At 65.2% G+C, this 6,638-nt stretch carries 5 protein-coding genes and 1 pseudogene; all 6 read right to left on the reverse strand.

The window, feature by feature from the left end; translation table 11 throughout:
• A pseudogene (locus AC6CDK_RS17325) lies at positions 1-182 on the reverse strand (c-type cytochrome); the annotation flags it as partial.
• Entirely contained in the window at positions 179-2,644 is a 2,466-nt protein-coding gene (locus AC6CDK_RS17330; RefSeq protein WP_192905249.1) for a Lon protease family protein, read from the reverse strand. The gene AC6CDK_RS17330 and the pseudogene AC6CDK_RS17325, both read right to left, overlap by 4 nt.
• Positions 2,626-3,336 carry a lipoyl(octanoyl) transferase LipB gene (gene lipB / locus AC6CDK_RS17335; RefSeq protein ID WP_192905250.1) on the reverse strand — a complete coding sequence of 237 codons (711 nt, stop codon included), beginning with the start codon at positions 3,334-3,336 and terminating at the stop codon, positions 2,626-2,628. The genes AC6CDK_RS17330 and lipB overlap by 19 nt, the downstream gene beginning before the upstream one ends.
• 28 nt (positions 3,337-3,364) lie before the next feature.
• A complete protein-coding gene (locus tag AC6CDK_RS17340; RefSeq protein WP_192905251.1) occupies positions 3,365-4,621 on the reverse strand; it encodes a dihydrolipoamide acetyltransferase family protein in 1,257 nt (418 codons plus the stop codon).
• Positions 4,622-4,636: 15 nt separating this feature from the next.
• Positions 4,637-5,623 carry an alpha-ketoacid dehydrogenase subunit beta gene (locus tag AC6CDK_RS17345; RefSeq protein WP_010943073.1) on the reverse strand — a complete coding sequence of 329 codons (987 nt, stop codon included), beginning with the start codon at positions 5,621-5,623 and terminating at the stop codon, positions 4,637-4,639.
• 40 nt (positions 5,624-5,663) lie between these two features.
• Positions 5,664-6,149 (reverse strand): VOC family protein, encoded by a 486-nt coding sequence (locus tag AC6CDK_RS17350; RefSeq protein ID WP_192905252.1) that lies wholly within the window; start codon positions 6,147-6,149, stop codon positions 5,664-5,666.
• Positions 6,150-6,638: the final 489 nt, after the last annotated feature.

Here is a 6,638-nt window from a genome sequence, read left to right on the forward strand (position 1 = left end):
CCGTTGGCCTCCCGCCTGACCCGCGCCAGGGTCTTTTCCGGGTGGACGGTGTTGCCTCCCTGCGGATGGCAGCCGGCGCAGTGGGTGGCGAACAGCTCGCCGCCTCCAGCGCCGGACCCGCCGCTGCAGCCGGCCGCCAGGGCCAGGGCCACGCAGGCCGCCACCGGGGCGAGCCGTCTCATGACGGTTGCCCCCCCTCGAGGGCGGGCGCGGGAGTCCCGCCATTCTTCTTCTCGTCCTTCTCGCCGGACGAGCCGAACTTCTTCATGCTCTCGATCATTTCCCGCAACCGTCGGTCCACCAGGAAGTTGACGGTCCCCTCAGGGTAGCTGCCGTCCTCCTGCAGCGCGCCGGCCGGAACGCCGGTCAGGATCTCGATCCCCTCGTCGACGGTGGATACGCTCCAGATGTGGAATTTCCCCTCGCGCACCGCCTGGACCACCTCGTCGCTCAGCATCAGGTGCCGCTCGTTGGACGCGGGGATCATGACCCCCTGGTCGCCGGTGAGCCCCCGGGACTTGCAGACGGCGTAAAAGCCCTCGATCTTGTAGTTGACCCCGCCGATGGGCTGGACCATGCCGTGCTGGTTGACGCTGCCGGTCACGGCGATTCCCTGCTTGACGGGAAGGCCCGAGAAGGCCGAGAGGAGGCAGTAGAGTTCCGTGGACGAGGCACTGTCCCCCTCGACCCCCTCGTAGTTCTGCTCGAAGCAGATGGAGGCGGAAAAAGAGAGGGGCTTGTCATGGGCGAACTTCCCGCCCAGGTAGCCGGTGAGGATCAGGACCCCCTTGTCGTGGATGGGTCCCGAGAGCTTCACCTCCCGCTCGATGTTGACCATGCCGGCCCGCCCCAGCCAGACCCGGGACGTGACCCGGGACGGGCGGCCGAAGGTGTGATCCCCCACGGTCATGACCGCCAGGCCGTTGATCTGCCCCACTGCCGCGCCGTCGGTATCCACCATGATGGTCCCATCATCGAAGAGTTCCTGCATCCGCTCCTCGATCCGGTTGCTCCGGTAGATCTTCTGCTCGATGGCGCGGGTCACGTGGCCATGGTCAACCACCTGGCCGCCGTCCTTGCCGGCCCAGTAGCTCGCCTCGCGGATAAGGTCGGCGATCTCCATGAACTGCGAGGAGAGCTTGTTCTGGTCCTCCACCAGCCGGGCCGAGTACTCGATGAGCCCGGCCACGCCGCTCCGGTCGAAGGGGAGCAGCTTCTCGTTCTTGCAGTGGGTGGCCACGAACAGGGCATAATCCCTGATCACCTCGGCGGTGCGGGCGATGCGGCTGTCGAAATCGGCCTTCACCTTGAAGAACTTGCGGTAGTCGGGCTCCAGGTGGAAAAGGAGGTAGTAGATCCACGGCGAACCGATCATGATGATCTTGGCCTGCAAGGGTATTGCCTCGGGCTTCATGGAAACGATGGTGATGAAGCGGTACTGCTCCAGGGGATCCTCGAACTTGATCTCGGCGCTGCGGATGCAACGTTTCAGGGCATCCCACGAGTAAGGGTTCACGAGGACCTCGCGGGCGTCGACGATGAGGTAGCCGCCGTTGGCCTTGTGGAGCGCCCCCGGCTTGATCATGGTGAAGTTGGTGGTGGCGGTTCCCCCCATCTGCATGATGTGCTCAGTGCGGCCGAAAAGGTTGCTGTAGGTTGGGTTGGGCTCGAAAACCACCGGAGCACCCTCGGCATCGTGGTTGTCCACGAACACGTTCACCTGGTAGCGCTCGAAGGAGGGCTCCTGGCGGGGGAGCTTGAGCCCCGGGATGGGGGACTGGACCGGCTGCTGGGGCTTGAAGTCCTCCAGGTTGGCGATGATGTCCTCCTGAACCGCGTTCAGGTACTCCACCACCGTGGGGTTGTCGCCGTACTTCTCCCGCAGGGGGTCCAGGTGATGCCCCACGGTGGCGTTGCCCAGGTCGCGGTCAAGCTGGGCCAGGGCGTCCTTGGTCTGCTTCTCGTTCTCGCGCACCTGGCGGAGCACGTCGTTCAGCTTGTCGGTCAACTCCTGCCCCACCGTGCTGATCCGTTCCTTTTCCTCCTCCGGCAGGGCCTCGTACTCCTCCTGGGTGAAGTTGCGGTCCTCCTTCTGGGGGACCATCACCAGCCCCGACACGGTCCGCTGGAGCGCGAACCCCTTGCCCTGGGCCTCGGCCTCCAGGGCCGAGAAGAGCTCGTTGTTGTGCTCCTGGTACGATTCGACGATGGTCGCCTTGTTGGCCTCGTACTCCTTGCTGTCCAGGGCCTTGGGGATGATGGAGCGGACCGCGGAGATCAGCTCCCGCATGTCCTGCTCCAGCTCGCTCCCCTTGCCTGCCGGCAGAGCCAGGGTGATGGGGAGGTCCGGCGACTTGAAGTTGTTGACGTAGACCCAGTCCGAGGGGGTCGGCTCGCCCTTTGCCCGTTTCTTCAGGATGTTCTTGACCGTAGAGCTGCGGCCGGTGCCGGGCTCTCCGGCCAGGAACAGGTTGAACCCGCTCTCGTGGATGCCGAGGCCGAAGTCGATGGATGCCAGGGCCCGGGCCTGGCCAAGGGTTCCCTCCAGTTCGGGCAGGTCATCGGTGGTGGTGAATTCGAACTGCGCCGGATCGCAGGTCCAGCGGAGCTTCTCGACGGGGAGTTTCAGACGGTCAGTGGACACGGTGGCCTCCTTGAAGTGGTTGACGGTGCATGGAATTCATCGCATGGCGCAGCGTGGACGGCAGCGTCCCGGGGCTGCTCCGGCAGGGCGTCGGCCGGCAGACCGGCAAAGGCGGCGGCAACCGCGGCCTTTGCGTCGGCCACGGTGATCGCCCGGGCCGCTTCCCGGGACAGGGTGGAGACCGGGCAGCCCACGATGCCGCAGGGATGGATGCGGCTGAAGGGGGCCAGGTCGTTGCAGACGTTGAGGGCGAAACCGTGCATGGTGACCCAGCGCCGGACCCCAACCCCGATGGAGGCCAGCTTCCCCCCGTCGGTCCAGATGCCGGTCCGGCCGGGGACCCGCCAGGCCGCCACTTCAAAGGCAGCGGCCGCGTCCATCAACGCCTGTTCCAGAAAACGGAGGTACCGGTGCAGGTCCCGGCCCCGCCGGCCCAGATCCAGGATGGGATAGCCCACCAGTTGGCCGGGGCCGTGCCAGGTCACGTCTCCTCCCCGGTTGATCTCCACCGGGCGCACCGACGGGTCCGGAAGGCTTCCGCCACCGCCTCCGCGGCCCAGGGTATAGACCGGCGGATGCTCCAGCAGGAGCAGCGTCTCCTCCGCGCGGCCGGCAGCCACGTCGGCAACGAGCCGCTCCTGGAGGGCAAAGGCCTCGGCGTACTCCATGGCGGCGAGATCCACGATCTTCACGGCACCTCCCTGCCCGGAAACTGCCCCATCATACCAGCATCAGGACCGGATTCTCCAGCACCCTCCGCAATTCGCCCAGGAATTGGGCCGCATAGGCCCCGTCCACCACCCTATGGTCGCAGGAAAGGGTCGCCCGCATGGTCCGGCCGACCGCCAGCTGCCCATCCCGCACCACGGGCCGGTCCGCCACGGCACCCACGGCCAGGATCGCCGCCTGGGACGGCATGATCACGGCGGCAAACTCATCGATACCGTACATCCCCAAGTTCGAAACGCTGAAGGTGCCGCCGGAAATCTCCTCCTGGGTGATGGCGCCGCTCCGGGCCCGCTCGGCCAGGCGCACGGTCTGGAGGGCGATCTCCTTCAGGGCCAGCCCCTGGCACCCCTTTACCACCGGCACCTGGAGCCCGTCCTCCATGGCCACGGCAAAACCGATGTTCACCTCCCGGTGGACAACGACGCCTCCGTCCCGGAACGAGGCGTTCATCCGGGGAAACCGCGTCAGGGCCAGGGCGGCGGCCTTGAGCACCAGGTCGTTGTAGGACACGGCGCTGCCGCTCCCCTTCAGTTCCCGGACGATCTCACCGGCCGCCTTCATGTCGATCTCGACGGTCTCGTAGAAATGGGGGATGGTGCGCCACGACTCGGCCGTGACCCGGGCGACGGCGCTCCGCATGCGCGTCATAGGCTCGGCCTCGGGCGGGGCGGGAGATTCGCCCGCAGAGGGCTGCCCCGCTTGCTCCGTCACGGCTTCCTCGTTCGCCGCAGCCTGGTCCAGGTCCTCCATCAGGATGCGCCCCTCGGGACCGCTCCCCCGCACCTGGTGCAGGTCGATGCCCTTCTCGCGCGCCAGGCGGCGCACAGCGGGCGAGGCTTTGGTGTCGTCGCCCGGCAACAGGGGCGCCGGCGGCTCCGATGCTTCGGGCAACTCCAGCACCCGCTCCGGGATCTCAGGCTCCGCCCCGTTCGCCGGTTCCTCCGATGGCGGCTGCCAGTCGGCCTGCTCCGGGGGGGCGGGTGCGGCCTGCTCCGTTGGCCGGGCCTCGTTCGCTCCGCCGATCACGCCGATGACCGTGCCCACGTTCACCAGCTCGCCGGGCTTCACCCGCTGTTCCGTCAGGACGCCCGAGGCGAACGCCTCCAGCTCCATGGTGGCCTTGTCGGTCTCCACCTCGGCGATGATATCGCCCCGCTCAACCGGGTCGCCCACCCCTTTCTTCCAGGAGACGAGACGGCCTTCGGTCATGGTGTCGGAGAGTTTGGGCATGGTGATGTCGGTTGCCATGAGGATATCCCTTTCTCAGTACGTTCCGCTCAGCGTCTCCCGCACCGCCGCGGCGATCGTCTCCGGCTGCGGGATGCAGAGCTTCTCGATCTTGCGCGAATAGGGCATGGGCACGTCGAGTCCCGACACCCGCCGCACCGGCGCCAGGAGCCGGTCAAAGCACTCCTCGGCAATGATCGCGGCCAGGTGCCCGCCCAGCCCGGCGCTCCGCCAGCATTCCTCCACCACCACGGCCCGGCCGGTCTTCTTCACCGACGCCGTGAAGGTCGCCGTGTCGAGGGGGGTCAGGGTCCGCAGGTCCACCACCTCGCAGGATATCCCCTCCTTTGCCAGCTCCTCCGCCGCCTGGAGCGCCAGGATGGTCATGCGCGAATAAGCGACAATGGTCAGGTCCTTGCCCTCCCGCTTCACATCCGCCTTTCCGAAGGGGATGACGGACTCCGGGTCGTCGGGCACCTCGCCCTTGCTGTTGTAGAGCAGCTCGTGCTCCAGGAACATGACCGGGTTGTCGTCGCGGATGGCCGCCTTGAGCAGCCCCCGGGCATCCGCCGGTGTGGCCGGCACCGCCACATGGATGCCGGGGCAGTGCATGAAGTAGGTTTCCAGGCTCTGGGAATGCTGGGCCCCCAACTGGCTCCCCCCGCCCCCCGGCGCCCTGACCACCATGGGGAGATAGGTCTGGCCCCCGAACATGGAGCGGATCTTGGCCATGTGGTTCACGATCTGGTCCATGGCCAGGAGCGCAAAATTCACCGTCATCAGCTCCGCCACGGGCCTCAAGCCCCCCATGGCCGCGCCCACGGCCACCCCCACGATGGAGTTCTCCGAAATGGGGGTATCCTTTACCCGCTCCTCGCCGAACTCGGCCAGCAGCCCGCGGGTCACCTTGAAGGACCCCTCGTACAGGGCCACATCCTCTCCCCAGACCACCACCGACGGGTCGCGGCGCATCTCCTCCTTCAGGGCCAGGTTCAGGGCATCGCGGTAGTTCATTTCAGGCATGGGAAGCCTCCGGGTTCATGATGGTGCGAGGAATGCAATCTCACCCGCGGTGCGCCGCCTCAATTGCGGCGATATCGATCTTTTTCATCTGCATCATCGCATCGAACGCGCGCGTGGCGGCAGCGGTATCGGGATCGGTGACCGCCCTGGTCAGGGCGATCGGCGTAATCTGCCAGGAAATTCCCCATTTATCTTTGCACCAGCCGCACAGGCTCTCCTGGCCGCCGTTGCCGACGATCGCGTTCCAGTAGCGATCCGTCTCGTCCTGGTCAACGGTTGCGACCTGAAACGAAAACGCTTCGTTGTGCGTGAACTCAGGTCCGCCGTTGAGTCCGAGGCACGGGATGCCCATCACCGTAAACTCGACGGTCAGCACGTCCCCCTTCTTCCCGGACGGAAAATCTCCCGGTGCGCGGAACACCGCGCCAACGGACGAATCGGGAAAGGTCCGGGCGTAAAACCGCGCAGCCTCCTCGGCGTCGCCATCGTACCACAGGCAAATCGTGTTCTTTGCCGGCTTGTCCATGTCATTTCTCCTTTGAGATGAGCCACCCCGGGCCGAGGTCAACGATGTGCCCGCAGTCGAATGGCAGTGGCTCGGCCGCTATTGCCGCGTCTACATACGACACCATTGTACCATTCCGGCACGGTTTCGCTGCGCTACGCATGGGAGGGACAACGGCTGCGGCCTTGACCGGTCTCGGGCCGCGTCTAAGGCCGTGGTTGGACTTTGTATTGATTCACTTTTTGTCGAATATGAGTTGGAAGGGAAGCAGGATGAGTCAGCTACTATTGCGAGTAAAATCAAGAGGACAGTAGCAAACCACATCCCGATTCCCCAGTTTACGTCCCATCTGAAATATTCTGGTCTTAGATTTCGCGTTGTTTCAAGTGGATCATCTTTCTTGTAACTTCTTATTGCGGATCTGGTCAGTTTGAAATAGCGGTGAGCGCCGTTTGACTTTTCTGTCATTTTTCCGCTTAACCTTTTTTATGTCCAACTTGCTATTGAGCG

This window comes from Geobacter sp. PheSNFMC (assembly GCF_059620965.1).